This is a genomic window from Demequina sp. (assembly GCF_049841215.1).
In the GTDB taxonomy this organism is placed as follows: Bacteria; Actinomycetota; Actinomycetes; order Actinomycetales; family Demequinaceae; genus Demequina.
The window spans coordinates 43,944-69,545 of the sequence record NZ_JASGEO010000016.1 but is presented as its reverse complement, the minus strand read 5'-3'; the positions used below and the strand labels follow the sequence as shown (position 1 = coordinate 69,545).

Genomic DNA, 25,602 nt, shown 5'->3' with positions numbered 1-25,602 from the left:
GCTGCGCTAGAACTCCGGCTGGCCCTGGTCCTTGGGCGCGAGCGCAATCCGCACGGCGTCTCCCAGCTGCTCCACGGGGTGCAGCGTTACCCCAGCGGGTGCCGTTGCTGGCTTGCCCGCCGCCGGCACCACCACGTCCGTGAAGCCAAGCCGCGCCGCCTCCGCCACGCGCTGGGTGAGGCCGTTGACGGGCCGGATGGCGCCCGACAGCGCCACCTCCCCCACCGCACACCAGCGTTCGCGCACGGGCCGGTCCGCGCGGGCCGACGCTAGGGCAAGCGCCAGCGCCACGTCCGCCGCGGGCTCCAGCACCTTGGCGCCGCCAATGGTAGCGACGTAGACATCGTCGGCCGCGACGGCCACTCCCACACGCCGGTGCAGCACCGCGAGGATCATGGCAACGCGAGCGGAGTCGATTCCCGACGTTGCGCGCCGAGGATTGCTCAGCACGCTCGGCGCCACGAGCGCCTGAATCTCTGCTGGTAGAGGCCGCTTGCCGTCAATGGTGATGGTGGCGCACGTGCCCGGCACGTGCGCTCCCTCCCGCGACAGGAACAACCCAGAAGGATCCGCAACGGACTCGATTCCGGCGTCCACGAGCTGGAAGCACCCCACCTCGTCCACCGACCCAAAGCGGTTCTTGGTGGCGCGCAAGAGGCGCAATTGCGAGTGCGAGTCCCCCTCAAACTGACACACCACATCCACGAGGTGCTCCACAATGCGGGGGCCCGCTACGGAGCCGTCTTTGGTTACGTGGCCAACGAGCACCATGGGCACGCCGCGCTTCTTCGCCGCCTGAATCAGCGCTTGGGCCACCTCCCGCACCTGGCTCACGCCGCCAGGGGTTCCCTCCACCTCGGCAGACGCGATGGTCTGGATGGAATCCACGATCACAAACGCGGGCGACGCCGAGTCAAGATGCGCAAGCACCGCGCCAAGGTCCGTCTCCGCGGCAAGCAACACCCCCTGCTCGAGCGCCCCGATGCGCTCCGCACGCAGCCGAATCTGGCCAGCAGACTCCTCGCCGGACACGTACAGGACCGTGGCGCCCGTGCGCGCGGTGCGCGCCGCGACGTCCAGCAGCAGCGTGGACTTTCCCACGCCGGGTTCCCCGGCAAGCAGCACCGCCGCTCCGGCGACAACGCCGCCCCCGAGCACGCGATCGAACTCGTCAACGCCGGTTGACCGCCTGGCCGACGCTGTGGCCAGGACCTCCGGTAGCGGCACCGCTGGCGACGTGGCGGCCGTGGCACGCGTGGCCGGCCCTGCGGTGGCGTTGACCTCCACGAGCGTGCCCCACTCTTGGCACTCTCCGCAGCGGCCCACCCACTTGACGGCGGTCCATCCGCATTCCGTGCACCGGTACCCGGGGGCGGCCTTTCGCGTCGCTGTTGCCATGTCCCCAAGGTAGTCGCACCCTCAGACACGCACGGGCTGCCCGTGGATTCCAGCGCTGGGCCCTACGCTGGACACCATGGCGCCAGACAGCGAGCCAACGCCGCGCATCCCCTGGCTTCCGGTAAGTGAGGGGGACGCTGTTCGCGACCCCGCGCCCGTGGACGAGCGCACGCCAACCAAGCCAATCGTTCCCGCGTGGATCCAGCGCAACGACGAGCCCGTGCCGGTTGAGGACGACGACGCCACCGTGGTGGCGCCCGTCACTCCACCTCCCGCGGAAGAGCTGCTGCCTTCGGCTGACGCAAAGCCAATCACGGCGCCAGAGTTCCCCGCGAAGGACCGTCCGGACGGTGCCGTGCAGCGGCTCGGCAACTCGGCCGTCGAGGCCGCAACGCTGAGCGCGGCCGGCGCCCCTACGCCGCTGGGCGGGGTTCCCACCGTCCCCGCGGGAGCGCCCATCACGCCCCCAGACTTTGATCCAGCACCGATGTTCGTGCCCGCCTTCGCGGATGGTGTCGACGCCCAGGAAGAGGCGGCTCCCGAGACGATGCAGGCGCGCGCGGATGCACTCGCGGCGGGCATCGTCGCCCAAGAGCAAGAGCGGCTCGCAAGCCAAAGCGCTGCGCTCGACGCGGGCGCCGCCTACACCCCCATGGCCTTCGGCGCCACATCAGAAGAGGCCGTCCCCAGCCGCAAGACCCAGCCAGCGCCCATCGGTGAGGAGCCCGCGGAGCCCTCCCCGCCGTCGGACCAGAAAAAGCGGAAGTGGTGGCTGTGGGCGCTCATCGCGATCGTGGTGATCGGCGCCGGAATCGCGATCTACGCCGCCACCCAGAAGTCCGATTCCAAGGTGGTACCAGGAGTGACGGTCACCGAACCGGCACCGAGCCCCACCATCGAGCCGATCGCCGCGCCAACGGGTACGGACTTCCAGTCAGCGCTGCCCACCACGGTAGGCACCTACTCGCTTGTCGAGGCAACGGTGCTGGATCCCGCCGAGATTGCGCTCACGGCTGGCAGGGTGGCCGACGGCGTTGACCTCACCTATCGCTCTGGCGACGACACCATGACTGTGCGTGCGCTGCAGTACTACAACGAGGACGACGCCACCACGATGTTCACGGAGTTCGTTGGCGAAGACACCGCCACCACTCCCGTCGAGGCTGGGGGCACCACCGTTGGCGAGCGCGCGATCGTCACTACGCCGCGTCCCGGACTGGTGTGGCGCAACGGCACCTCCGTATTCATCCTCGAAGGACCTGCGCTACAACTCACCGCGTTCTACGACCAATTTGGGTTGTAGCCTCAACGCATGAACACCGCGCCAACCCCCCTTCCCGACGCACCCCGCATCGCCATCATCGGCACGGGTGTCATGGGCTCCACGATCCTCACGGCGCTTCGCGTTGCGGGCTGGCCGCAAGACCGCATCACGGCCGCCGCGCGCTCCGAAGGCAACGCCAAGTCCGTGCGTGAGAACCACGGCATCGTCGTTGAGCTGGACGCTGCGGCGGCGGTAGACGGCGCAGACGCGGTGATCCTTGCGGTGAAGCCGCAAGACATGGCCACCGCGCTTGGCCAGATCGCGGACAAGGTCAAGGAGGGCGCGCTCGTCATCACCGTGGCCGCCGCTCTGCCCACCTCGTTCTACGAGGAGCGGCTCCCTGAGGGCACCCCAGTAGTACGGGCCATGCCCAATACGCCGTCGATCGTGGCGCGCGGCGCCACCGGCATCGCGGCGGGCGCCAATGCCACGCCAAGCCACCTGCAGTTGGCCGCCGGCATGCTGCGCGCCACCGGCTTGGTCGTTGCGGTGGACGAGGCGCAGATTGACGCGGTCGCGGCGATCTCCGGATCTGGCCCCGCGTACTTCTACGCGTTCGTTGAGGCGCTCACCGAAGCCGGCGTTGCCCAGGGCCTCGACCGCATTCTTGCCACCCAGCTCGCGGCGCAGACGCTCGTGGGGTCCGCGTTCCTCTTGCAGCACTCTGGCGAGTCGCCGCAGCACTTGCGTCAGGGCGTGAGCTCCAAGGGCGGAACCACACTTGCCGCACTGTCCGCGATGGAGAACGCAGGCCTGCAGGGCGTTGTCGCGGCGGGCGTGAACGCGGCGGTTGCACGCGCTCGCGAACTGAGCCACGAGCTCACGGCAACGGAAGACCAGGCCTAGCCGTTACCCTGGTGAGGTTGTAGGTGGCCCGCGCAGGTCGGCGCCGAAAGGAAATGCGTTGAGTTCTGAGCAGGCTGCTGGCGGCGCGCCGTCCGAGTACGCGCAACTCGCCGAACAGTACGGGCTCCCACTGCAAGTGGGCCGCCCACCTTTGGGCAAGTACCTCAAAGACCTTTGGCGCAGCCGCAGCTTCATCTGGGCGCTCGCGCGCACGCGCGCGTATGCGCGCAACGAGAACACCTATCTTGGCCAGCTGTGGTCCATCCTCACGCCGTTGCTCTACGCGGCCGTGTACGGCCTCATCTTTGGCGTGGTGCTGCAAACGGACCGCGGAGTCGAGAACTACATCGGCTTCCTCGTCATCGGTGTGTTCATCTTCCAGTTCTGCTCGTCAGCTCTGTCTCAAGGCGCCAACGCCGTGGTGGGCAATATCTCGATGATTCGCTCGCTGCGCTTTCCGCGCGCGGCGCTACCCATCGCCGTGGTGGTCACCGAGTTCCTCACCCTGCTGCCCGCCATCGTGGTCATGCTCATCATCGTGAACCTCACCGGCGAGCACCCGCAGTGGTCGTGGTTCCTTGTGGTCCCGGCGTTCGCGCTCATCGCGCTATTCAACGCAGGCGTTGCGCTCGTGATGTCGCGGGTTGTCACGCACTCGCGCGACGTCAAGAACCTGATCCCGTTCGTGGTGCAACTGCTGCGCTACATGTCCGGCCTGTTCTTCTCGATCGCGCACTACACGCAGAACTTCCCCGGCTTGGGCGCGGTACTCACCTACCAGCCGTATGCGCTGAGCATTGAGATGGTGCGCGGCGCGCTGTTGCAGGAGTTCAACACCTCCGCGCTCGAGCTCGCCGTGATGTGCCTGTGGGCCTTCGGCCTCGCGTTTGGCGGCCTCATCTACTTCTGGCGATCGGAGGGCAAGTATGGCGTCAACTGATGACCTCAACGGCACCCCCGTACTCATCGCCGACGGCGTCAAGGTCACGTATCACATCACGGGCGGCAGGCGCACCACCAAGGACCCCAACAAGCGCTCCCTCAAGACGCTCCTTGGGCCCTCGCTCATCCCCACCTCTGGCCGCCGCACGCTCGTGGCCGTGAAGGGCGTGAGCTTCGTCGCCAATCATGGCGAACGCATCGGCATCATCGGCCACAACGGCGCTGGCAAGTCCACGCTGCTGCGCGCGCTTGCGGGCCTGCTTCCGCTCAGTGGAGGTGCCGTGTACACGGGCGGCACCACGTCGTTGCTTGGCGTCAACGCCGCGCTCTCGTCCTCCCTCACCGGCGCGCAGAACATTGAGTTGGGCTGCCTCGCGATGGGTATGACGCCTCAGCAGGTGAAGGAGAAGTACGACGACATCGTCGAGTTCTCCGGCCTTGGTGACGCCATCGACCTGCCTATGCGCGCCTACTCCTCTGGCATGGCGGCGCGGCTGCGCTTCGCCGTCTCCACGGCGGCAACGTCAGACATCCTCATGATCGACGAGGCCCTCGCCACCGGCGACGCCAAGTTCCGCGCCAAGTCCATGAAGAAGATGGAAGAGGTGCGCGAGCACGCGGGCACCGTATTCCTCGTGAGCCACAACGCACAGACCATTACGTCCTTCTGCAACCGCGCCATCTGGATGGAGCAGGGCCTTGTCGTTGCCGACGGTCCCGTGGAAGAGATCATGGAGCGCTACAAGGAATCGCTCAAGTAGCGCTGCGAATCGTTTCGCGTCATGCGCCGCCGCTCGGTAGGCTCGGTGTCCTCAGCTGAGAGGACGCCCCATGCAGTACGGCCACTTCGACGACGAAGCGCGCGAATACGTCATCACCCGCCCAGACACGCCCCGCTCGTGGTCTAACTACCTGGGGTCTCGCCTGTACGGCGGCATCATCACGCAAGGCGCGGGCGGGTACTCGTTCTACAAGTCCGGCGGCACGGGGCGTGTACTGCGCTTCCGCTTCAACGGCGTGCCGCAAGACGAACCCGGCCGCTTCCTCTACCTGCGCGACGACGCCGATGGCGACTTCTGGAGCGCCTCCTGGCAGCCGGTTGGCAAGCCGCTGCGTGGCCGGGACGGCGATGACGTAACGGCCGACGGCCGGCCAACCCAAGCGTCGGCCGTTCGCCATGGCCTTGGCTACTCGATCTTCGAGAGCGAGTACCGCGGGATTCGCTCGGAGGCCACCTTCTTTGTGCCCAAGGACCAGGCGTTTGAATACTGGTCCATCAAGGTCACCAACAACGGCCCGACGGCGCGGCAGGTTTCGCTGTTCAGTTACGCCGAGCTCGCGAACGAGTGGAATTACCGGCAGGACCTCGAGAACCTTCAGTACTCGCAGTACGTGGTGGTGGCGAAGTACGCGGACGGGATGATTTCCAGGAAGAACTCCACGCGGACGGCGTTCAGCGAGTTGTGGTTTGGGCAGGCGGGGGCTGACGTTGAGTCTTTTGACACGGACCGCGATGTGTTCTTGGGTTCGTATCGGACGCAGAGCGCTCCTTTTGCCGTGGAGCGCGGGCGCTGCTCCGGGTCCGAGACCGTTGGCGACAACTCGTGCGCGTCACTGCACTCGGTGCTGAACCTGGCGCCTGGCGAGACGCGCCAGGTGATCTTCATGCTGGGCATGGGCTCGCCGGATGCGCCGTGGGACGACCGCGACGGGATCATCCACCGGCCAGGGCGCGAGATCATCGCGGAGTTTGGGACGCCTTCGCGAGTGGACGCGGAGCTGGCCGCGATTCGCGAGGAATGGCGCGACTTCTTGGCTCCGCTGCAGGTGGCCACGCCCGATGGCGAGATGAACTCGATGATCAACGTGTGGCACGCGTACCAGACGCACATGACGTTCAACTGGTCTCGCGGGGTGTCGCTCATCGAGGCCGGTGACCGCGATGGGCTTGGGTATCGCGACACCGTGCAGGACATGCTCGCGGTGACGCACGCAATTCCCGAGGCGGTGCGCGAGCGCCTGTCGCTCATCCTGACGGGGCAGACGGCGGAGGGCGGGGCCATGCCCTTGGTCAAGCCGCTGACGCACAACCCGGGTCACGAGGAGACACCGTCTTTGGAGAAGTACCGCTCTGATGACCCCTTGTGGTTGCCGATCACGGTGGCGAACTTTGTCTACGAGACGGGCGATGTTTCCTATCTGGACGTTGAGCTGCCGTATGCCGACCACGGCTCTGCGACCGTGTTTGAGCACTTGCGCCAGGCGATCCAGTTCTCGCTGGACCACCGCGGCAACAACGGCCTCGTCCAGGGCCTCCAGGCGGACTGGAACGACTGCATCCAGTTCGGCACCACGGGAGAGTCGATGTTCTCGACCTTCCTCATGGCAAACGGCGCGCGCGTGGTTGCTGAGCTCGCGGAGCAAACGGGACGCGACGAGGACGCCGCGTGGGCGCGGGCGGTTCTTGAGGAACTTCAGCCGGTGCTTGAGGGCGCGTGGGACGGCGGCTGGTACATCCGCGGCATCTCGGCCACGGGCGCCAAGCTGGGCTCCGACGCTCTCGACGAAGGCAAGATCTACCTCGAGCCCAACGTGTGGGCGGCCATCTCCCAAACCGTGCCAGAGGAGAGGGCGATCGGAGCGATGGACTCCGTGCAGCGTCGGCTTGCTACCGAGCATGGCGTGGCCTTGTGCGCCCCTGCCCACACCAAAGAGGTGCCGGGAGTTGGGCTATCGCTGCTGGTATTCCCCGTCGGCCACAAGGAGAACGGTGGCATCTTCTGCCACGCCAACTCGTGGACCATCGTCGCGGAGGGCATCCTTGGGCGCGGCGACAGGGCGTACGACTACTACCGCTCGTACCTGCCGGCGCGCTACAACGACTCGGCCGAAATCCACCAGGTGGAGCCGTACGTGTACTGCCAGTTCACGCACGGGCCCGAGAGCCCGCGCTTTGGGCAGGCGCGCAACCCGTGGCTGACGGGCACGGCGTCGTGGTCCTACGTGGGCGTGACGCAGTACATCCTGGGGATCCGGCCGGAGCTTGATGGGCTGCGGATCGACCCGTGCCTGCCCGAGGGGTGGGACGGGTTCCAGGTTGAGCGGGTGTTCCGCGGCATGTCGCTGACCATCAACGTGGTGAACCCGCTTGGTGTGGCCACGGGCGTGCAGTCGGTGATGATCGGCAAGCACGAGGTTGACCTGGCTGGTGACTCGCGGCGCGGCGCGCTGGTGCCCGTTGAGGCGTTGAGCGATGGAGCGGTGCTCACCGTCACGATGGGGTAGCTGGTGTCCCCTGAGTTACTGAGTGCTGGATGTGTGCCGAAGATGACACTCAGGTACTGAAGACGTGCAGTTAGCGCGCGTCGAGGACGTCCACTGCGAACACGAGCGTGGAGTTCGGCGGGATCGGCCCCACGGCGCGGGCGCCGTAGCCCTTCTCCGGTGGAACGCTCAGCAGCAGCTTCGAGCCCACCGGCTGGCCGACGATGCCGTCCACCCAGCCATCAATGAGCGAGCCGCGCGCGATGACGAAAGAGATCGGCTCGCCCCGACCCCACGAGGAGTCGAACGTGCTGCCGTTGGGCAGCCACCCCGAGTAGTGAACGGTGATGGACTGGCCCTCTACGACCGGAGCGCCGTCGCCAGCCTCGAGAACCTCAACGTGGAGGTTGTCAGGGAGCTGGACGCCGTCAAAGTCAGGGATGGGCGCGCCCGCGGCGTCGCGCGTGATCTGGGGCAGATTCGTTTCGGTCATGAGGCGAGCCTACGCGTAGCATCAGGGCATGTTCCCGTCGCTGCACGTGCTGTGGGCATTTGGCCTGGTGGTTGCCCTGCTGACGATCACTCCGGGGCTTGATACCGCGCTGGTGCTGCGATCGGCCGCCGTCGCCGGGCAGCGCAGGGCGTGGGGCGCGATCATCGGCGTCGTCTCCGGCTGCCTGGTGTGGGGCGTGCTTGCCGCGGTGGGCGTGGCTGCATTGCTCGCCGCATCGCAGACCGCCTTCACCGTCCTCAAGCTCGCGGGCGCGGCCTACATGGTGTGGATGGGCGTGCGGCTCATCGTGGCAGCGATCAAAGGACACACCGCACTGCCCGACGCTGCCACCCCTGGCAACACCTTCCTCGCCGGAGCGGGGCAAGGGTTCCTGACCAACCTGCTCAACCCCAAGGTGGGCGCGTTCTACGTGGCGCTGCTGCCCCAGTTCATCCCGCCGGAAGCGAACCACGTGACATGGGGCATCACGCTCGCGGCCGTCCATGCGGTGCTGGGGATTGTGTGGCTGGGGGCTCTGTCGCTGTTTGCGGGGCGCATCAGGCCGTGGCTGCAGCGACCGCGTGTGACGAGAGGAATCGATGCCGGCGTGGGCACGGTCATCACCGGATTCGGCATTAAGTTGGCATTCACGCACTGACGAGGGTCAGTGTCACGTCGAGCGCGTCGCCCGGTTGTATCCCGGACTCCCGCCGTCTCACCTGGCTGAACCCGATCGCGGGCTCCCCCAAGTTGGACGCCAACACGCTCGTGAACTCGAACCCGTTCACCACCACGTGAACACGGGCGCGCCCGCCTCCACCCAACGCCTCAACTACAGACCGCGGCACCGGGATCGCCGCATTGCTCGCGTTGCCCCACATCACCGTGGTGAACGACTCAGACACGAGCGAGCGACCCCTCGCGCCCCAGCAGCGACTTCTTGGTCTCCACGCCCCACGCGAACCCCGTGAGCGCCCCGCTCGCCCCCATCACGCGATGGCACGGTACAAACAGCGCCACCACGTTGGCTCCGCACGCGGCACCAACGGCCCGCGAGGCCGACGGCGTGCCCAGTTCCGCGGCCACCTCGCCATAGGTGCGAGTCTCGCCGGCGGGGATAGTGCGGAGAACCTCCCACACGCGCTCCCGGAACTCCGTTCCTTGGGGAGCGACGGGCACCGAGGCCACGGCACCAGAATCACCCGCGTAGTAGGCGAGCACCGCCGAAGCCGAGGTGCAAGAGCCCGCGGCCACAGCGTCGGGCTGGATACCGGATCGAGTGGCAACCTCGTCAACCGAACCGGTCCACCCAGCGCCCACCACAACGCCGCCCCTCTCGATGATCGTGAACGGCCCGTCGGGCGTCTCGAGAGTTTGGGTCACGTACATGGGAGCACCATTCTGGGAGCGGGCGAGGCCGTCGAGGAGGAGGTCGAGGCCAACGACGAAGCCGTCGCCCGGGGGGTGATTGGAGACGTGCTGCATCGCATGGGCTACGAGGTGCGGCAGGTTCGCGGCGTCGAGCTGCGCGACGGCCTCCTCGACCGCGGGACCCGATGTGGGAACCCCCGTGAAGCCGAGGTCTTGCCACGTGTAGCCAAAGACGTGACCGTCGAGCACGTGGAGCGCGTGGAAGGCGAGCTCGTCCGGGATGCGGCCGTGGTCGAGGTGGGCGAGCGTTGCGTCGATAACCCGCATGCGCGCGGGGCCGCCCATGGCAACCGGCAGCTGGAAGAACCACCGGTGCGCGAGCATCGCGCGGTGGCCGGAGCCGCAAAGCCGGTGGAGCGCCACGCGCCAGTCCGGCTCGTCGAGGGCGAGATCCAGCGCAGCCCACACACGGTCCACGATTCCTCGCAGCAGCTCATCCTTGTTGGCCACGTGGTTGTAGAGGCTCATCGCCTCGACGCCCAGTTGCGTGCCGAGGCGGCGCATCGACAGCGCCTCGAGTCCCTCGGCGTCCGCCAGAGCCACGGCCGCATCGAGGATCGCGTCCTTGGTGAGCGTTCCGCGGGCCATCTTGCCTCCATCACTTGACCGAACTTACGGCGTAAGTGTACCGTCGCCTCAAACCTTACGCCGTAAGTCGCGGCGAAGCAAGGCACACTCAAGGGGAATCATGAAAGCCGTCACCTTCGCCGCCTATGGCGGCCCGGAGCACCTGCAGATCGCCGACGCTCCCCTCCCAGAACCCGGCCCCGGCCAGGTCCGTATTCACGTCGCCGCCGCATCACTCAACGCCTTTGACTGGCATCAGTACCGCGGCCTCCCCTACCTGGTGCGCATGGGCGGCAACTGGAGCGTCAAGGAGCCGCGCATTCTGGGTGCTGACATTGCCGGGACCGTGGACGCCGTGGGCGCAGACGTCACCCACGTGGCTCCCGGAGACCGCGTGCTCGCGGAGATCAGCCTTGGCGGCTTCGCCGAGTACGCGATCGCCTCCGCTTCCCAGTTCGCCCCCATCGCGCCCGACGTCCCCTTCGACGCCGCGGCCGCCATCCCCATGGCCGGCCTCACCGCACTACAGGCGCTTCGCGACTTCGCCAAGGTCGAGCCCGGCGAGCGCGTGCTCGTGTGGGGCGCTTCTGGAGGCGTGGGCCACCTCGCGGTGCAGATCGCGCGGATCCTTGGCGCGGCGCGGGTGGACGCCGTGGCCTCGGCACGCAACGCGCAGATGCTGCGCGACATCGGCGCGGACACCGCCTTCGACTACGCGAGCACCGCCCTCCCCACCGGCCCCTACGACGTCATCATCGACACCGTCAGCACGCGCGGCCTGCGCCACCTCAAGCCGCTGCTCAGCGAGCGCGGCCGCGTGGTGACCCTAGGCGGCCTCGCGAACGGCAAGATCCTTGGCCCCGGCCGCGACATCCTCGGCCGCATCATCTGGGCGAAGCTGGTGGGCGTTCGTCACGAGAAAATGCTCGCAAACATCAACGCCAAGGACCTCGAATGGCTGGCATCACGCCTGGCCGACGGCTCCCTCACCCCCGTCATCCAGCGCACCTTCGCGCTGGAAGAGATCGCGGACGCGTGCCGAGTTCTCGAGGACGGCCACGTGGCCGGAAAGCTGGTGCTGCACGTCAGCTAGCGAGAGCCATGCTGCTCTCGCGGACCGCTCGCGCTGCCCGCTCAACGGCCACCTCATCGTTGTAGCCGTAGAACGAAAGCCGCACCCTGCCGGCCCTCGCGGCCACCGCAACCCCAGCGTCGGCCAGGGGGGCGGGGTCGCCGGGCAGCGAGATGATGGGCGAGTTGGAGGCGGCAAGGCCCAGTTCCGCGCGGAAGGCATTCGCCAGCCCGACGCTCCACTCACCAAGGCCCTGAGCGCTCGCCACGGTTTCGAGAGAGATCGCGGCGGCTTCGAGCAGCGGCCACGGGGGGGAGGAGTCGAAGCGGCGGGCGTCAGCGCTTAGCCGCAGCGAAGGGCCGTAGAGCGAGTTCCAGGGGTCGTCGGTGCCAGACCAGTTCGCGTAGATGGGCCGCAGCCACGTGGCGCTGGGGTTGATGGCCGCGAAGCTGATGCCACGCGGAGTGAGCAGCCATTTGTAGCCGGCGGAGACCACGATGTCGAAGGGCTTGGCGTCAATGGTGAGCCAGCCTGTGCCGTGCGTCGCGTCCACCACGGTGAGGGCGCCAACGGCCTGCGAGGCGGCCGCGAGCGCGCTCAAATCCAGCACGCGACCGTCGTTGGAGCGCACAGCGGACACGGCAACAAGGTCAATGCCGGGGCGAATGGACTCAAGGAGCGCCTCGAAGGGCACCAGGGTCACGCGCAAGCGCGGGTCGCTGAGGAACGGTCCCGTCACGGACGTGAAGTCGTCCTCGACGCACAGCACCCGCGAGCCTGCGGGCAACGAGGCCGCCGCCATGCCCACCACGTGGGACACGGTGCCCGCGATCGCGACATCCCGCGAACGCACGCCCACGAGAGACCCGAAGGCCGCGCGGCAGCGCTCCACGTGTACGGCATAGGTAGCGGTGTCGCACACACCGCGCGTCATGTTGTCCGCATACCGGTGCAGCGCGGCGACGGCGGCGAGGGGCGGGATGCCAACGGAGGCCGTGTTCACGTGGAACGCGGCGTTGGGGAACGCGGTGTCTGAGAACGGCCTAATAGGCAGGGGACGGGCCATGCCTCCATGGTGCGGTCACTTCAAGGAGGCGACAATATTGCACTTTCTTATGTGACACCTCGATGTCATCATGGTCTGGTGATCGACGTTGACCGCCTCATGATCTTGCGCGAGGTTGCCCGCCACGGCTCGAAGGCCGCCGCCGCGCGCTCACTGAGGCTCAGCGAACCAACGATCGCCCACCACCTCGCCGCGCTCGAGCGCGGCGCAGGCGTTGCCCTCACCACGCGAGCAGGAAGGGTCACCAAGCTCACGCCCGCGGGCCAGGCCCTCGTGGAACACGCGGACGCGATCGCTACGAGCCTCGAATCCGCGGAACGCACGCTTCACCACCACGCGGACCTCCAAGTTGGCCGCCTCCACATCGCCAGCTTTCAGTCCTATTGCGCCTCCCAACTCGCAGCACCCCTCGCGCAGTTCGCGCGCGACTACCCGGGCATCGAGGTGGGGCTCATCGAGGCCGAGACCGTCGACTCCCTAGCGCTCCTGAATGCCGGTGAGGCGGATCTCGTCATCGGCTTCGCCGATGACGCCACTCCCGTCCCTGAGCACCAACCGGTCACGCCACTCGCCCGCGACGAGTACCTCCTGGTGCTCCCCACGAGCCACGCGCTCGCGCGCGGCAAGGCCGCGAGCTTCACGGACCTCGCGGGCGAGCGCTGGATCAGCGGCTGCGCGCGCTGCCAGAACCACCTCGTGGCCCTCGCAAACGACGCCGGCTTCACCCCAGAGATCGCCTTCCTCACCGAGGACTATGTCACGGTGCTCAAGCTCGTCGCGGAACACCTCGGCGTCGCGATCCTTCCCCGCATGGCGATCGAGGCAAGCCCCCAAGTGGCGGGCACGGTCACCGTCCGCACCAAGCCGCGCTCCCACCGCGACGTCTTCCTGGCACTGCCTCCCCAGCCGGCCCCAGCGGCCCTCACCTTCGCGGGCCTCCTGGCCCCAGCGTCGGGCCGTGGAAAAGGCGCCTAGCGCTGCTTGCCCTCCGCGAAGAGCCCAACGGCCTTCTCGATGCGCCGAGCGCGCGTCTCGGGCGCCTTGGCATCCGTCACGAGCCCCACGTGCATGCGCTGCAGCGAGTTGGACAGCCCGTCGAAGAACCCGCGAATCCCGGCGGCATCGAGAGCAGCCGCGAAGTCCTCGGGCATGTCCACGGCGCGGGGAGCGTCGGCCACGGTGAGCGTCACCGTCACGTCGTCGCCAGCCGCGAGCCCCGAGGCCTTGCGATGCGCCGCGGCAAGCGGCAACAGCGCATGACCACCCATGATGCCCACGGTGTTCTGGTACTCGTAGCCGTTGACGTTGATGTGCACGCCCGGCCGCTTGCCCGCGCCAAGCGCCTCGAGCACCTCGGCGGGCACGGGGATTCCCGCGTTGTTGCCAATGCCCTCGATGGTGGTGGTGTACGTCTGGCTGTCTCCCATACGGCCCGACGCTACGGCAACTTGGGTGCGCACGTCCCCTAAGGGGCGTCCCCCAGTTTGCGCGGCGCGAGTTCACGCGAGCGAGGGAGCACGTGTGGCCGGACGAGCGATGCGAGCCATCGCCCCTGGTTTCTAGCGTGGTTGTGGCGGGTGAGCCCCGCCTCAACCAAAGGAGAAGACCATGTCCATCACCACGTACGAGAAGCCTCCAAGAACCGGGCTGCACCACCGCGATCTGCCCGATTCGGAGCAATACTCACTGGGGAAGATCCTCGCCGTCTGGGCCGCGAGCGCCATCCCCATGGGCCTCAGCCTGTGGTGGATCACGCCCACGTTCCTTGGCTGGATGGAGGTGCCGGGGATCGGCTACCTCGCGCTCGCCACCGCGGGCCTCGTGTGGCAGACGCTGCTCGCGTTCTGGCTGCTGCGCCGCGAGGTGAGGCCGCTCACGTGGGACGGCGTGAAGCGACGGCTGTGGCTGCAGGCGCCCATGAGCCCGCGCACCGGCAGGGCGCGCTGGCGTTACCTGTGGTGGGCCGTGGTCGTGGCGGTCATCTACCTCGCCATCGGGATGAGCGGAGTACTGGAGCCGCTCAACAACGCGCTCGTGAGTGCCTTCCCCGCCGTGGCCGCCCCTGAGTGGGGACTCATCCAGAACCTCGCCGTTCCCGAGGTGCAGGGCCAGTGGTGGCTCATGGGCCTGCTCGTGGTGTTGATCGCGTGCAACTACGTGGTGGGCGAGGAACTCATCTTCCGCGGCATCCTGTTACCGAAGATGCGCGGTGCCTTTGGGCGCTGGGACGTGCTGGCCAATGGCGTGCTGTTCGCGCTGTACCACGTGCACCTGCTGTGGGCCGTGCCCGCGATGCTCGTCACCGACTGGATCTACGCGTACCTCACCAAGCGCTACCGCTCGTACTGGATGAGCGTGCTGTTCCACGGCCTCGATGCCATGTTCCTGCTGGTGCTGTTCCCGCTCGCGATCGCCGGGGTGATCACGAGCTAGCAGCAGCGATTGCCAACAGTGCCTGTGCGGCGCCGTGGTCCTCCACTCGGGCGACCACGGCGTCGGCCACAGCGCGCACCTCAGGCGGAGCCTGACCCATCGCTACCGCCCAGCCCGCCCACTCGAGCATCGGGATGTCGTTGAGATAGTCGCCAACGGCCGCGCACTCGTGTGGGGCAAAGCCGTGTGCCGCCGCCAGTGCGGCGAGCGCCGCCCCCTTGCCAGCGTCGGACGAGACGACGTCTATCGATGCCCACTCCTCGTGCGGGTACGGCACGGAGTGCACGGGGTGGGCGGCCGTGATGGCCGCGAAGGTGGCCGCGTCTATGACGCGCGACGAGACGGACAGGAAGGCCACCGCCTCAGGGAAGTCGGCCGCCTGGCTCACCGGAAGCTGCTCAAAGGCGTAAGGGTCGCCGTCGTACATGAAACTGAGGCCGGACATCTCGACGGCGGCAGGCGCGAGCGGATCCAACTCCCGGATCGCCGCCATGATGCCGCGCGGGTCAAAGGTGCGGCGGCCGTGCTCGGCGGCCTCGCCGCCGGCAATACGAACCGTGATAGCGCCGTTGCTGCACAGCGCCCACGCCTCATCGATGCCCAACTCGAGGGCTACGGGGAGCACGGAGCGCACGCTGCGACCGCTCGCGAGCACCACTTCTATCCCTGCCGCGCGCACGGTGCGGATGGCGTCAACGGTCTCGCGCGCGAGCGTGCCCCGCCACGGGATGAGGGTGTCGTCGATGTCGAGCGCAACGAGTCGCAACCCCGCTGGCGGGGTGAGTGCGTGCGCCATGCGCCCACCCTAGCGAGTGCGGCCCTACGCTCTGACCATGGGAATCGCCACCACCCTGGTCGTCATCCTCGCCGCTGGCCTCGCGAGCCAAGTGATCGCCGCGCGCATCCGCGTTCCGGCGATCGTGGTGCTCATCGTGGTTGGCCTGACGCTGGGACCCATCACGGGGCTGGTGAAGATCCCGGCCGCGCCCGCGGAGGTGTCCGAGGTGGTTGGCCTAGGCGTGGCCGTCATCCTCTTCGAGGGCGCGATGGGGCTCAAGCTCACCGAGCTGCGGCGCGTGGGCCACGGCGTTGGGCGCTTGACGATCCTGGGCCCGCCGGTTGCCTTCGTGCTCGGCACCTTCGCTGCGGCTGCGGTAGGCGGCTTCTCCGCGCAGACCTCCGTGGTGCTTGGCGCGATCCTGGTGGTCACCGGCCCCACGGTGATCATCCCGATGCTTCGCCAAGCCAACCTGAAGCGCGATGTCGCGTCGCTGCTCAAGTGGGAGGGCATCGTCAACGACCCCATCGGCGTGCTGCTCGCGACCATCATGTTCCAGGCCGTCACCTTGAGCAGCGGCACGAACGGCGGGCTGTGGAAGGGCTTTGGCCTCGCCATTCTGATGGCTGTGGTACTTGGCGGTGGCGTTGGCTGGATCACGGCCAAGGCCTTCCAGCATGGCTGGATCCCCACCCACCTCAAGTCCCCAACGCTGTTGGCGCTGGTGCTCGTGGTCTTCTCGCTGGCAAACATGGTGCAGGACGAGGCCGGCCTGCTGGTGGTGACCGCGATGGGCGTGGTGCTCGGCAACGCCGTGTTGAGCGACCGCGAGGCGCTGCTCAGCTTCAAGGAGAGCCTCACGGTGGTGCTGCTCTCCGCGCTGTTCATCATCATTCCCGCGGAGTTGTCGCTCGCGGACATCAAGCTGCTGGACTGGCGCGTGGTCGCGTTCGTGCTGGTGCTGATGTTTGTGGTGCGGCCAGTGACAGTGCTGCTCGTGACCATCGGCGCCAAGATACCTCGCAGCGACCGGTTGCTCATGGCGTGGATCGCACCGCGCGGCATCGTGGCCGCCGCCACGGCGGGTGTCTTTGGACCCGCGATGGTGAGTGCGGGTTTCGAAGACGGCCGCATGCTGCTTCCCACCGTGTTCTTCGTCATCCTGGTGACCGTGGTGGTGCACAGCATCACCCTCAAGCCATGGGCGCGCGCACTTGGGCTCTTGGCTGGCGTGAAGAACGGCCTGCTCATCGTTGGCGGCTCGGCGTGGGCCACGGCGCTCGCCGCCAAGCTGCGAGAGAACTCTCTTGGGGCTCTGATCGCGGACAACGCGTACGCAAAACTCCAGCCCGCGCGCATGGACAACGTGCCCACCTACTTTGGCGAGGTGCTCTCCGACAAGGCGGAGGAAGAAATGGATCTGGCCCAGCTGAGCTACGTCCTCGCTGCCTCCGACAACGACTACTACAACGCGCTCGTGGCGCGAGAGCTTGGCCGCGACTTCGAGTACCACCGCACCTTCCAGTTGGCGACCCACGTGCACTCCCACAACGCGGGCCGCCAGTTGGGTTTTGGGAAGAGGGGCTCGTTCGCCTTTGACGGCCTCGTTGACTTTGCTGAAATGGCCCGACGCTACGACGCAGGTTGGCGCTTCCACGTCACCAAAGCGGGGCGTGAGTTTCCGCGCGAGCGGTTCGAGGCAGCGGTGACCGAGGCGGGCGCGGTGCCGATTGGGGCGATTGACACCCAGGGTCTGTTGCGCGTGTACTCCCCCGATCAGCCGTTCCGCCCCAAGCGCGACTCGCGGCTCATCTACTTTGCGCCACGTCGCCTCACACTCGAGTAAGCGCCACACACTCGAGTAAGCCCAGCGTCGCCTCACACTCGAGTAAGCGCCACACACGTCTGAACCACTCATCGGCACTTTTGTGGTGGCCTGCCCCCAAAACCACGTTTGAGTGGTTCAGACGTAGGTGACGGGGCCTGGCGGTGAGAGTCAGCCTTGGGCGGTCTCCCGGGCGATCGCGGCGACGAACGCGTCGATGTCCTCCTCCGAGGTGTCGAAGCTGCACATCCACCGCACCTCATTCTTCGACGCATCCCAGTCGTAGAAGCGGAAGTCCTTGCGCAGGCGATCAGCCACGCCGTCGGGGAGGGTGGCGAACACGCCGTTGGACTGGGTCGCCTGAGTGAAGGCGACCCCCTTGATGGAGCCGTCCGCGATGCCAGCTTCCACCCCGGCACGGAGGCGCTGTGCCATCGCGTTGGAGTGGCTCGCGTTGCGCAGCCACAGGTCCCCATCCAGGAGCGCGAGCAGTTGGGCGGAGACGAAGCGCATCTTTGATGCGAGCTGCATGTTGAGTTTGCGCAGGTAGATGAGCCCCTCTGAGGCATCTGGGTTCAGCACCACAACGGCCTCGCCGAGCATCGCGCCGTTCTTGGTGCCGCCAAAGCTCAGCACGTCCACGCCCGCATCCTTGGTGAAGGCACGCAGCGGCACCCCAAGCGACGCGGCGGCATTCGATACGCGCGCGCCGTCCATGTGCAGCCGCATTCCCTTCTCATGCACGTGCGAGGCGATCGCGCGCACCTCCTCGACCGAGTACACCGTGCCGAGCTCCGTTGACTGGGTGATCGAGACCACGAGCGGCTGCGCCCTGTGCTCGTCGCCCCAGCCCCAGGCCTCACGGTCGATGAGCTCGGGGGTGAGCTTGCCGTCGTCCGTGGGAACGGTGAGCAACTTGATGCCTGCCACGCGCTCGGGCGCGCCCGCCTCATCCACGTGGATGTGCGCGGTATCCGCGGCGATCACGGCACCCCAGCGCGGGAGCATGCTCTGCAGCCCCACCACATTGGCGCCCGTGCCGTTGAACATGGGGAACGCCTCCACTCCGTCGCCAAAGTGATGCGCCATGACCTCCTGCAGCCGCGCGGTGTAGACGTCCTCGCCGTACGCCACCTGGTGGCCGCCGTTGGCCGCCTCGATCGCGGCGAGCACGTCCGGGTGAATTCCCGAGTAGTTGTCCGACGCGAAGCCGCGCACCTTGGGGTCGTGAATCGTGGTCATGAGTCCCATTCTGTTAGGTCGATGGTGGTGTCGTTGAGTTCCGCGGCCGGTTGGTCCCACAAGTGGACAAACGCTGTGGCGAGTTCGTCCTCGTGCCCGGCAAGGCTTTTCACCCTGAAGATGACCGACGCTGCGGCCAGTTCGCCGCCGTCATCCCGGGCGGCGTCGCGGGACCTCGCATCCTTGGCAAACCCCTGGGCAATGGCGCGCGCCCACGCTTCCGTTGCAGCCTTCACCGCGGCATAGTTGGCGCCGCCCGCGAGCGGCCGCACCACGGTGGTGGACGAGACCACGGCGAGCCTGCCGGCCTCCGACGCGCTCAGGTCCTCGTAGAACGCGCGGCTCACATGCCGCAGCGCGGTGAAAGAAGCCTCGAGGAATTGGTAGTCCTCGTCGCTCTGCCCGGCCAAGCCGCCACCGCCTCGCCAGCCACCTACCAAGTGGAGCAGACCGTCGGGCTGGCCATGCGTGTCGCGGACGTGGTCCGCGAGTGCTCGCACGGCCGTCTCATCGGTGAGGTCGCAGACTTCGGTGGCCAGCGTCGGCCCTGCGTACTGCGACTTCGCGCAGCATGACTCGCGCAGGGTGACGAGCTTTGGAGCGTCCCTGCCAACCGCGACGACGCGGGCGCCTGCCTCAGCCAAGGCCCGCGCCGTCGCGATTCCCGCAGCGCTTGTTGCCCCCGCGATGACGACGAGTTTGCCTGCGACGCTCAAGCGGCGCTCACAGATCGCGGCCGGTGATGCCCGCCGTGGACTCGATCACGGGCTTCATCTTTTTGTCGAGCGCCTCGAAGAACATCGACAGCGGGAACTCGTCGTCGAGCACGGCGTCGGTGTAGCCCTTGGGAATGCCTGCGAGGATCTCGTCGGGGAGGCCGCGAGCCCAAAGGGACGCCGGGTTGGGCTCCAACGTGGCCCGTACCAGGTCATATGCCGCAAGCCAGTGAGCGGTCTTTGGCCGGTCAATGGAGCGCCAGTAGAGCTCGTTGATCTGGTCGCTCAAGGCGACAACAGCGTCGGGCACGTGCTCCCAATCGAACGCGAGCGCGGTATCCGTCCAATGCAGCACGCCGCGCTGGTGGAGCCACGCGAAGAGCAGCTGGCCGCCGAGTCCGTCGTAATTGCGCACCCGATTTCCGGTGATGGGGAAGCGGAAGATGCGGTCAAAGATCACCGCGTACTGCACCAGCTTGGCGTGCTCGAGCGTCTCCTTTTCTATGCGGTCGAGGCTGTCGCCTTCGTCAAGGCGGCGCGAGAGGCGGCGTTCGATCGCCACGCACTCGCGGAACGCAGTGAGGTCGCAGCGCAGCTCCTCGAGCGAGTACAGGAAGTACGGCATGCGCTGCTTGATCATGAACGGGTCAAACGGGAGGTCGCCGCGCATGTGGGTGCGGTCGTGGATCATGTCCCACATCACGAAGGTCTTCTCGGTGAGCTCTTGGTCGTCGAGCATGCGGGCGGCGTCTTGGGGGAGGTCCAGTTTGGTGATGTCCGACGCTGCGCGCACCACTCGGCGGTAGCGCGCGGCTTCGCGGTCCTCAAAGATGGCGCCCCACGTGAACGTGGGGATTTCACGCATCGCGATGGTCTCGGGGAAGAGGACGGCGGAATTGGTGTCGTAGCCCGGGGTGAAGTCCACGAAGCGCAGTGAAACGAAGAGCTTGTTGCCGTAGTCGGTGGCCTCGAGTTCCGCGATGAACTCTGGCCAAATGGCCTCAACGATCACGGCCTCGACGTGGCGGTCTCGCGAGCCGTTCTGCGTGTACATGGGGAACACCACGAGGTGACGAATGCCGTCGATGCGGTGTTGCTGCGGCTGGAACTCCTTGAGCGAGTCGAGGAAATCTGGGACCTCGAGGCCCTCGTTGGCCCAGCGCTCGAAGTCCTTCGCCGATGTCTCAAGGTAAGCGGCGTCGTGCGGGAATGCGGGGGTGAGCGCGCGGATGCAGGCGGTGATCTCCGCGACGAGGGCACGTGCCTCGCCCTTGTGCTCTGGGACGGAGCCGTCCTGGACCTGCAGCGCCTGGATCGCGGTGGCCGCGGCCTTGAGGCGCAGCCAGGCGTCGCTGGTTTCCGCGGTGCGGGCGTCTTCGACGACCTCGGGTTCGCCGATGACCGACTTTGCTTCAGGAGACTGGATGGACATGGGGACCTCCGATCGTTGGGTCGTCGCTGACCTGGAGGCTCCAGTGTACGGGAGATGTTCCGGCCCGTCACGGGCGGGGCAGGAAGTTTTCCTGTTTCGGGGTTGAAGCGCTGGTAGTGTCGGTGCATGAGCTCTGCTGGGCCCCTCGACGACGACATCGACCTTGGCATCGTGCGCGCGGTGTCGCAGGACGCGCGAGCGACGCTCGCGGACCTCTCTACTGCAGTGGGGCTTTCGGTTTCCGCTGTGCAGACCCGCCTCAAGCGGCTCGAGAAGCGCGGCGTCATCACGGGCTACCGCGCGCTCGTGGACGCAGAGGCGGTGGGCAAGCCGCTCGCCGCCTTCGTGGAGATCACGCCACTGGATCCCGCGCAGCCGGACAACGCCCCCGAGCTCCTGGAGCACCTGAGCGAGATCGAGGCGTGCCACTCCATCGCGGGCGATGCCGCCTACATCCTGCTGGTGCGGGTGGCGTCCCCGCGGCACCTCGAGGCGCTCATTCGCGATATCCGGGCCGCGGCGCAGGTGAATACGCGCACCACGGTGGTGCTGCAGACCTTCTACGAAAACCGGCCCATCCTGCCGGCTTAGGCGAGCGCTCTGCGCGTCCAGTCCCCCGCCGCCATACGTCTGAACCACTCAGGCGGGGTTTTTGGCCCCCCGGCACCCAAAACCGCCTCTGAGCGGTTCGGACGTAAGTGAGTTTGGGTTGGCGGCCGCGGCCGCGGGCGGGGGTGGCGGGAGAAGAGGTGGTGGGAGACGAGGTGGCGGACTTACGCCGCCGTGACCTCGCCAACCTCAACCCCTGCGACACTCACCGTGTACGAAGCCCCGGATTCGATGTCCGGCGACGAGAAGATCAGCGCCTGCGACACCCGCTCGGTGGTGACGCTGGCCACCACGGTCCCGGACGCATCGGTCAGCGTCACCTCGGATCCGGCGGCGACACCGCCGCTGAACACCGCCACGACGTTGCCCTGAGAGCCCTCACCCGGGGTCACGAGCATCCCGCTAGAGCCCACCGCAAGCAGCGTCCCACCAGTGACCGAGTAGGAATCGGCATCCGTGGGGCCATTGCCGTTAGTCGACGGACCCTGCACCGTGGTGGTGCCTCCCGTGATTGACATGGTGCCGTTGGCGTCCAGCCCATCGCCCTGCGCATCCACGTTCCACGTGCCGCCAGAGATCAGCAGGTACCGGCCAGAGCCGTCGTTGCTCTCACCCGGCATCGCGCCCATGCCACCACCGGAACCGGAGCTGACCGTCAGCGAGGACGGGTCAGTGACACTGGCGTCGCCGCCCATGCCGCCGCCCTGCATCTGCCGGTCGGCGCCATCGGAGGGCCGCGCGCCGCCGCCTGCGGGGCGCTCACCACCCATATCGCCCGACGGTGGCTCGCCTCCCCCAGGACCCCCGCCTTGAGCTCGGGTATCCGTCTGGGAATCAGTCTGGGCGTCAGTCCCGCCCTCGGCAGAGGTGGTCGTGGTCTCCTCGAGATACCCACCGGCCACATTGATGCCGTCATCGCTCGCCACCACCGACCCCGTGCCACCACTCAGCAGCACCACCGCGCCCTCGAGCCCCTCGTTGGACTGCGTCACGTTGACGCTGCCGTCAGAGATGCTGAGGACACCCTCCGTGTGAATGCCGTCGTCAACAGCCGATACGCTCACGGAGCCGCCATCCACCGTCACTTGACGCTCTGCGCTCACGCCGTCGTCGCCAGCGGTGATCGCCACGGTGCCCCCGGTGAACCACGCCACGCCCTTCGTCGAGGACGCGTCCGTGAGCACCTCATCGTTGTCGGCCTTGATGCCGTCACCGCCTGCATTGATGGTGAGCACGCCATCCAGCACCACGATGTGGTCCTTGCCGCGCACACCGTCGTCCACCGAGTCAACGGTGATGCTCCCGCCGGAGATGATGAGCGAGTCCTTGGACGTGATGCCGTCGTTGATGGTTGCGGACACCGTCAGCGACCCGCTGCCCTCGATGTACAGATCGGCGGTGGAGAACAGCACCGCATTCGGCGCATCCTCCTCCTCGCTCACCGCCGCAGTCGCGGAGTCGCTCAGCGCGTTCGTTGTGCCATCTGCCAGGGAGATCACCACCGAATCGGCGTTAACCACGTTGATGGCGGCGGTCTCATCCGCAGTAATCGAGACGCCGTCGAGGATCAAGTTGACCTGACCCTCGGCCACGTCCACCACTACGGACGCATCCTTGAGCGTGCCGCTCAAGCGGTACGTGCCGGCCTCTGAGATCGTGACGTCCTCTGAACCAGAAAGCGCGATGTCGGTGGCCGCGGAGGCGTCCACCGCGTCGGCCTCGTCAATGCCCAGATCGCTGTATGCCAGCTCGGCGTAGTCACTAGACATGTCCGACGTTACCTGGGCGTCCGTTGCCGTCTCACCGCTCGCGGTGGTTCCGGTAGTCGAGGTGCAGCCAGCGAGGGCGAGGGCGCCGAGCGTGAGCCCGGCGAAAATCAATGAGGGCTTGCGTCGCATGATGGGGATCCTTTCGATCAGGCCGCAAACGCGACCGATGCAGGGGAGTCAAGGTGACGGCGGAGGGTCCGCGACCACCGGTTGGAAGGGAGTTGGGGGTTGAGCGCGGCGAGCGACGTGCAGTACTTGCTGACGCGTGAGGGGCGCACACCGAGCGCCCACAGCGCCCTGTCCACCTCGCCGGCGTGCCGCGCGGCCTTGGTCTCGACGATGAGCTCTGGCGCAAACGAAATGCTCGAGCCGTGCATCGTCGCCGTGACGTCGGCGTCGATCGTCACGCGCCCGTTGGGTGTGACAAGGGTGGTGCGCCGGTAGGTGGTGGTGAGAGAGGGAACCAACTGATCCACCGCACCGGCGACATCTGGGAATGAGGTGAGGAAGCGTCGGGCATCCTCACCCAACGTGGCCGTAACCGCACCGTCAAGCCACTCACGGTGCTTGACCGTGGTGCCGCGCGCATCGCGGAGCTTGAGCTCCACGGCGTGCTGATCGCTGCCGATGTAGCTGCGCGTGCGCACCTTGTAGCGGCGTGGCCTGCGGTGTGCCGCGGCCCTGTACGAGGTGAGTTCCGGGGTGTCGAAGTACGTCGACGAGTAGGCCTGCTCGCGGCTGCCGGCAACCTCGAGCACGGCGCCGGGGGCTACCGACGAGAGAGCCGAAGCCAGCGTGACCTCGTCCACGATGTACTTGCGGTCCGTGCGGGTCTGCAGTTCGCTCGCGGCGTCCAGCTGCTCCAGGGCGATGCCGCGCCACGGCGCGATCACGAGGTCCCAAGTCATCGCGTCACCTCAAGCATTTCTTCACTAGGCATGCCCGACGCTGTGGCTGGCTTGTCGAGCAGTGTGTAGCGAACGTCGCACAAGGTGGTGTCGTTGACGAAGTCCACCTTGCGGATGGTGAGGCGCGTGACCTCGGCGTGGAGCAGCACCTCCACGAGCGCCTTGGCGTCCGCTTCCGACGCGACCGCCTGGTCGAGGTTGACGGTCTGTTGGCGAGCGCGCCCAAGGAGGCGCGGGCTGTCGCCGATCGCGATGACACCGAGCAGCACAGCCATGAGCGTGAAGGAGACTGTGGGGCTCATGGCGGGGAAGCCGCCAAGCAGACCAAGGGCGATGGCCGTGAAGTAATAGGCGATTTCCGCCTGATCCAGCTCAGTGGAGCGGAGGCGAATGATCGAGAGCACCGCGAAGATGCCAAGGCCAAAGCCCAGCGAGATGTCCGCGTTGGTCATGGCGTACGTGACGCCCATGACGCCAACGTTCACGCTGAGGAAGGCCACGATCATGTCGCGGCGGCGGTGACGCGGGAAGTACAGGCCAAAGACAAGCACCGCGATCGCGATGAGATCTGCGGCGATGAATGCGAATACGGACATGGCTTCCTTCTTCAGTGTCAGGAGGCTCTGGGCGAGCCGTTGATGTATCCATGACACCGGCGGTTGCTGAGAACTGGCTGTGAAGGGCGGCACAACGCGCGCAGATTTGGCTCAGAGGCGGCTCAGAGCTTTCTCCGGCGCCTCTCAGCAAACGCACAGGTTTGTTTGGGACAGTTGTCTCATGCCCGAACGCCGAATCCTTGTTGTGGATGACGAAGACAACCTGCGCTCCATGCTCGTTGCCGCCCTCAAATACGAGGGCTACGACGTGGTGCAGGCGTCCGACGGCGCGGCGGGCTTGCGCGCCGCGCGCGAGACCAAGCCGGATCTCATCGTGCTCGACGTGATGATGCCGCAGCTCGACGGCTTCGCCGTGGTGAAGCGCCTGCGCGAGGCAGGCGACCGCACGCCCGTCATCTTCCTGACCGCGCGCGACGCGTCAGAGGACCGCGTCACGGGGCTCAACCTTGGCGGCGACGACTACCTGCCAAAGCCGTTCTCGTTGGAGGAACTCGTGGCGCGCGTGGAGGCGGTGTCGCGGCGTTATGAGCGCGAGCCGTCCGCTCGCGAGACGTACACGGTTGCGGACCTCGTCATGGACGACGTCGCCCATCGCGTGACGCGCGATGGTGCCGAGGTGCAGCTCTCGCCCACCGAGTACAACCTGCTGCGCTACCTCATGCGCAATACCGGCCGTGTGCTATCCCGCGGGCAGTTGCTGGAAAACGTGTGGGGGTACTCCCCCGACGACGACTCCGGAGTCGTGGAGACGTACATCGGCTACGTGCGCCGCAAGGTGGACACCGTTGACCCCAAGCTCATTCAGACCATCCGCGGCGTTGGCTACACGTTGAGGTTGCCGTGAGCCGCGTGGTGGCCGTACGTGGCGGG

25 protein-coding genes are annotated in these 25,602 nt (G+C 67.1%); 12 read left to right on the top strand and 13 right to left on the bottom strand.

Features of this window, described 5'->3' with window-relative positions:
- Nucleotides 1–6: 6 nt before the first annotated feature.
- A complete protein-coding gene (radA, locus tag QM618_RS09325; protein ID WP_428097587.1) occupies nucleotides 7–1,398 on the bottom strand; it encodes a DNA repair protein RadA in 1,392 nt (463 codons plus the stop codon).
- Nucleotides 1,399–1,474: 76 nt separating this feature from the next.
- Here radA and QM618_RS09320 point away from each other — a divergent pair, with 76 nt between their 5' ends.
- From QM618_RS09320 to QM618_RS09300, 5 genes are all read left to right on the top strand, one after another.
- A complete protein-coding gene (locus QM618_RS09320; RefSeq protein ID WP_428097583.1) occupies nucleotides 1,475–2,701 on the top strand; it encodes a hypothetical protein in 1,227 nt (408 codons plus the stop codon).
- A 9-nt stretch (nucleotides 2,702–2,710) separates the two neighbouring features.
- Nucleotides 2,711–3,568, top strand: coding sequence for a pyrroline-5-carboxylate reductase (proC, locus tag QM618_RS09315; protein WP_428097578.1), 858 nt, complete (start codon nucleotides 2,711–2,713; stop codon nucleotides 3,566–3,568).
- A gap of 58 nt (nucleotides 3,569–3,626) precedes the next feature.
- Nucleotides 3,627–4,508 carry an ABC transporter permease gene (locus QM618_RS09310; RefSeq protein ID WP_428097574.1) on the top strand — a complete coding sequence of 294 codons (882 nt, stop codon included), beginning with the start codon at nucleotides 3,627–3,629 and terminating at the stop codon, nucleotides 4,506–4,508.
- Nucleotides 4,495–5,271: an ABC transporter ATP-binding protein gene (locus QM618_RS09305; RefSeq protein ID WP_428097569.1), complete on the top strand. Its 777-nt coding sequence runs from the start codon at nucleotides 4,495–4,497 to the stop codon at nucleotides 5,269–5,271. Before QM618_RS09310 ends, QM618_RS09305 begins: the two co-directional genes overlap by 14 nt.
- 70 nt (nucleotides 5,272–5,341) lie before the next feature.
- A complete protein-coding gene (locus tag QM618_RS09300; protein WP_428097565.1) occupies nucleotides 5,342–7,795 on the top strand; it encodes a GH36-type glycosyl hydrolase domain-containing protein in 2,454 nt (817 codons plus the stop codon).
- Nucleotides 7,796–7,865: 70 nt separating this feature from the next.
- Here the strand turns inward: QM618_RS09300 and QM618_RS09295 are convergent, their stop codons facing one another.
- Nucleotides 7,866–8,267, bottom strand: coding sequence for an FKBP-type peptidyl-prolyl cis-trans isomerase (locus QM618_RS09295; protein WP_428097562.1), 402 nt, complete (start codon nucleotides 8,265–8,267; stop codon nucleotides 7,866–7,868).
- 28 nt (nucleotides 8,268–8,295) lie between these two features.
- On the opposite strand from QM618_RS09295, the gene QM618_RS09290 reads away from it, so the two are divergent.
- Entirely contained in the window at nucleotides 8,296–8,925 is a 630-nt protein-coding gene (locus tag QM618_RS09290; RefSeq protein ID WP_428097559.1) for a LysE family translocator, read from the top strand.
- On the opposite strand, the gene QM618_RS09285 is transcribed toward QM618_RS09290, so the two are convergent.
- Both QM618_RS09285 and QM618_RS09280 read right to left on the bottom strand, forming a co-directional pair.
- On the bottom strand, nucleotides 8,915–9,172 hold the full coding sequence (locus QM618_RS09285) for a DUF1905 domain-containing protein (protein WP_428097556.1): 258 nt from the start codon (nucleotides 9,170–9,172) through the stop codon (nucleotides 8,915–8,917). The genes QM618_RS09290 and QM618_RS09285 overlap by 11 nt on opposite strands.
- Nucleotides 9,165–10,286, bottom strand: coding sequence for a methylated-DNA--[protein]-cysteine S-methyltransferase (locus QM618_RS09280; protein ID WP_428097552.1), 1,122 nt, complete (start codon nucleotides 10,284–10,286; stop codon nucleotides 9,165–9,167). The genes QM618_RS09285 and QM618_RS09280 overlap by 8 nt, the downstream gene beginning before the upstream one ends.
- 100 nt (nucleotides 10,287–10,386) lie before the next feature.
- On the opposite strand from QM618_RS09280, the gene QM618_RS09275 reads away from it, so the two are divergent.
- The gene (locus tag QM618_RS09275; protein ID WP_428097548.1) at nucleotides 10,387–11,358 is read left to right on the top strand and encodes an NAD(P)-dependent alcohol dehydrogenase; all 972 of its coding nucleotides are present in this window, start codon (nucleotides 10,387–10,389) and stop codon (nucleotides 11,356–11,358) included.
- Here QM618_RS09275 and QM618_RS09270 read toward each other — a convergent pair.
- Nucleotides 11,351–12,403 carry an aminotransferase class V-fold PLP-dependent enzyme gene (locus tag QM618_RS09270; protein ID WP_428097545.1) on the bottom strand — a complete coding sequence of 351 codons (1,053 nt, stop codon included), beginning with the start codon at nucleotides 12,401–12,403 and terminating at the stop codon, nucleotides 11,351–11,353. The two genes, QM618_RS09275 and QM618_RS09270, sit on opposite strands and share 8 nt — an antisense overlap.
- Nucleotides 12,404–12,481: 78 nt before the next feature.
- Between QM618_RS09270 and QM618_RS09265 the strand changes: the two genes are divergently transcribed.
- Nucleotides 12,482–13,378 (top strand): LysR family transcriptional regulator, encoded by an 897-nt coding sequence (locus QM618_RS09265; protein ID WP_428097541.1) that lies wholly within the window; start codon nucleotides 12,482–12,484, stop codon nucleotides 13,376–13,378.
- Here QM618_RS09265 and QM618_RS09260 read toward each other — a convergent pair.
- Nucleotides 13,375–13,863, bottom strand: a complete 489-nt coding sequence (locus QM618_RS09260) for a YdeI/OmpD-associated family protein (RefSeq protein ID WP_428097536.1) — start codon at nucleotides 13,861–13,863, stop codon at nucleotides 13,375–13,377. The two genes, QM618_RS09265 and QM618_RS09260, sit on opposite strands and share 4 nt — an antisense overlap.
- Nucleotides 13,864–14,011: 148 nt before the next feature.
- On the opposite strand from QM618_RS09260, the gene QM618_RS09255 reads away from it, so the two are divergent.
- Nucleotides 14,012–14,836 (top strand): lysostaphin resistance A-like protein, encoded by an 825-nt coding sequence (locus QM618_RS09255; protein WP_428097533.1) that lies wholly within the window; start codon nucleotides 14,012–14,014, stop codon nucleotides 14,834–14,836.
- Here the strand turns inward: QM618_RS09255 and QM618_RS09250 are convergent.
- Nucleotides 14,826–15,632, bottom strand: coding sequence for an HAD family hydrolase (locus tag QM618_RS09250; protein ID WP_428097531.1), 807 nt, complete (start codon nucleotides 15,630–15,632; stop codon nucleotides 14,826–14,828). The two genes, QM618_RS09255 and QM618_RS09250, sit on opposite strands and share 11 nt — an antisense overlap.
- A gap of 37 nt (nucleotides 15,633–15,669) precedes the next feature.
- Here QM618_RS09250 and QM618_RS09245 point away from each other — a divergent pair, with 37 nt between their 5' ends.
- Nucleotides 15,670–17,460 carry a cation:proton antiporter gene (locus tag QM618_RS09245; protein ID WP_428097526.1) on the top strand — a complete coding sequence of 597 codons (1,791 nt, stop codon included), beginning with the start codon at nucleotides 15,670–15,672 and terminating at the stop codon, nucleotides 17,458–17,460.
- Between the two features lie 150 nt (nucleotides 17,461–17,610).
- On the opposite strand, the gene QM618_RS09240 is transcribed toward QM618_RS09245, so the two are convergent.
- From QM618_RS09240 to QM618_RS09230, 3 genes are read right to left on the bottom strand one after another with little or no spacing between them, the layout of a single operon-like run.
- Nucleotides 17,611–18,681: a threonine aldolase family protein gene (locus tag QM618_RS09240; protein WP_428097521.1), complete on the bottom strand. Its 1,071-nt coding sequence runs from the start codon at nucleotides 18,679–18,681 to the stop codon at nucleotides 17,611–17,613.
- Nucleotides 18,678–19,397: an SDR family NAD(P)-dependent oxidoreductase gene (locus tag QM618_RS09235; protein WP_428097517.1), complete on the bottom strand. Its 720-nt coding sequence runs from the start codon at nucleotides 19,395–19,397 to the stop codon at nucleotides 18,678–18,680. The genes QM618_RS09240 and QM618_RS09235 overlap by 4 nt, the downstream gene beginning before the upstream one ends.
- Before the next feature lie 7 nt (nucleotides 19,398–19,404).
- Nucleotides 19,405–20,829 (bottom strand): DUF6421 family protein, encoded by a 1,425-nt coding sequence (locus QM618_RS09230; protein WP_428097512.1) that lies wholly within the window; start codon nucleotides 20,827–20,829, stop codon nucleotides 19,405–19,407.
- A 126-nt stretch (nucleotides 20,830–20,955) separates the two neighbouring features.
- Here QM618_RS09230 and QM618_RS09225 point away from each other — a divergent pair, with 126 nt between their 5' ends.
- A complete protein-coding gene (locus QM618_RS09225; protein ID WP_428097509.1) occupies nucleotides 20,956–21,420 on the top strand; it encodes an Lrp/AsnC family transcriptional regulator in 465 nt (154 codons plus the stop codon).
- Nucleotides 21,421–21,602: 182 nt separating this feature from the next.
- Here the strand turns inward: QM618_RS09225 and QM618_RS09220 are convergent, their stop codons facing one another.
- The 3 genes from QM618_RS09220 to QM618_RS09210 are packed head-to-tail and all read right to left on the bottom strand — an operon-like array spanning nucleotide 21,603 to nucleotide 24,711.
- Complete coding sequence (locus QM618_RS09220; protein WP_428097504.1) at nucleotides 21,603–23,336, bottom strand: carbohydrate-binding domain-containing protein; 1,734 nt, start codon at nucleotides 23,334–23,336, stop codon at nucleotides 21,603–21,605.
- Nucleotides 23,337–23,353: 17 nt separating this feature from the next.
- Nucleotides 23,354–24,115: a VTC domain-containing protein gene (locus tag QM618_RS09215; protein WP_428097497.1), complete on the bottom strand. Its 762-nt coding sequence runs from the start codon at nucleotides 24,113–24,115 to the stop codon at nucleotides 23,354–23,356.
- Entirely contained in the window at nucleotides 24,112–24,711 is a 600-nt protein-coding gene (locus QM618_RS09210; protein ID WP_428097492.1) for a DUF4956 domain-containing protein, read from the bottom strand. Before QM618_RS09210 ends, QM618_RS09215 begins: the two co-directional genes overlap by 4 nt.
- Nucleotides 24,712–24,892: 181 nt before the next feature.
- Here QM618_RS09210 and QM618_RS09205 point away from each other — a divergent pair, with 181 nt between their 5' ends.
- On the top strand, nucleotides 24,893–25,576 hold the full coding sequence (locus QM618_RS09205) for a response regulator transcription factor (protein ID WP_428097489.1): 684 nt from the start codon (nucleotides 24,893–24,895) through the stop codon (nucleotides 25,574–25,576).
- Nucleotides 25,577–25,602: the final 26 nt, after the last annotated feature.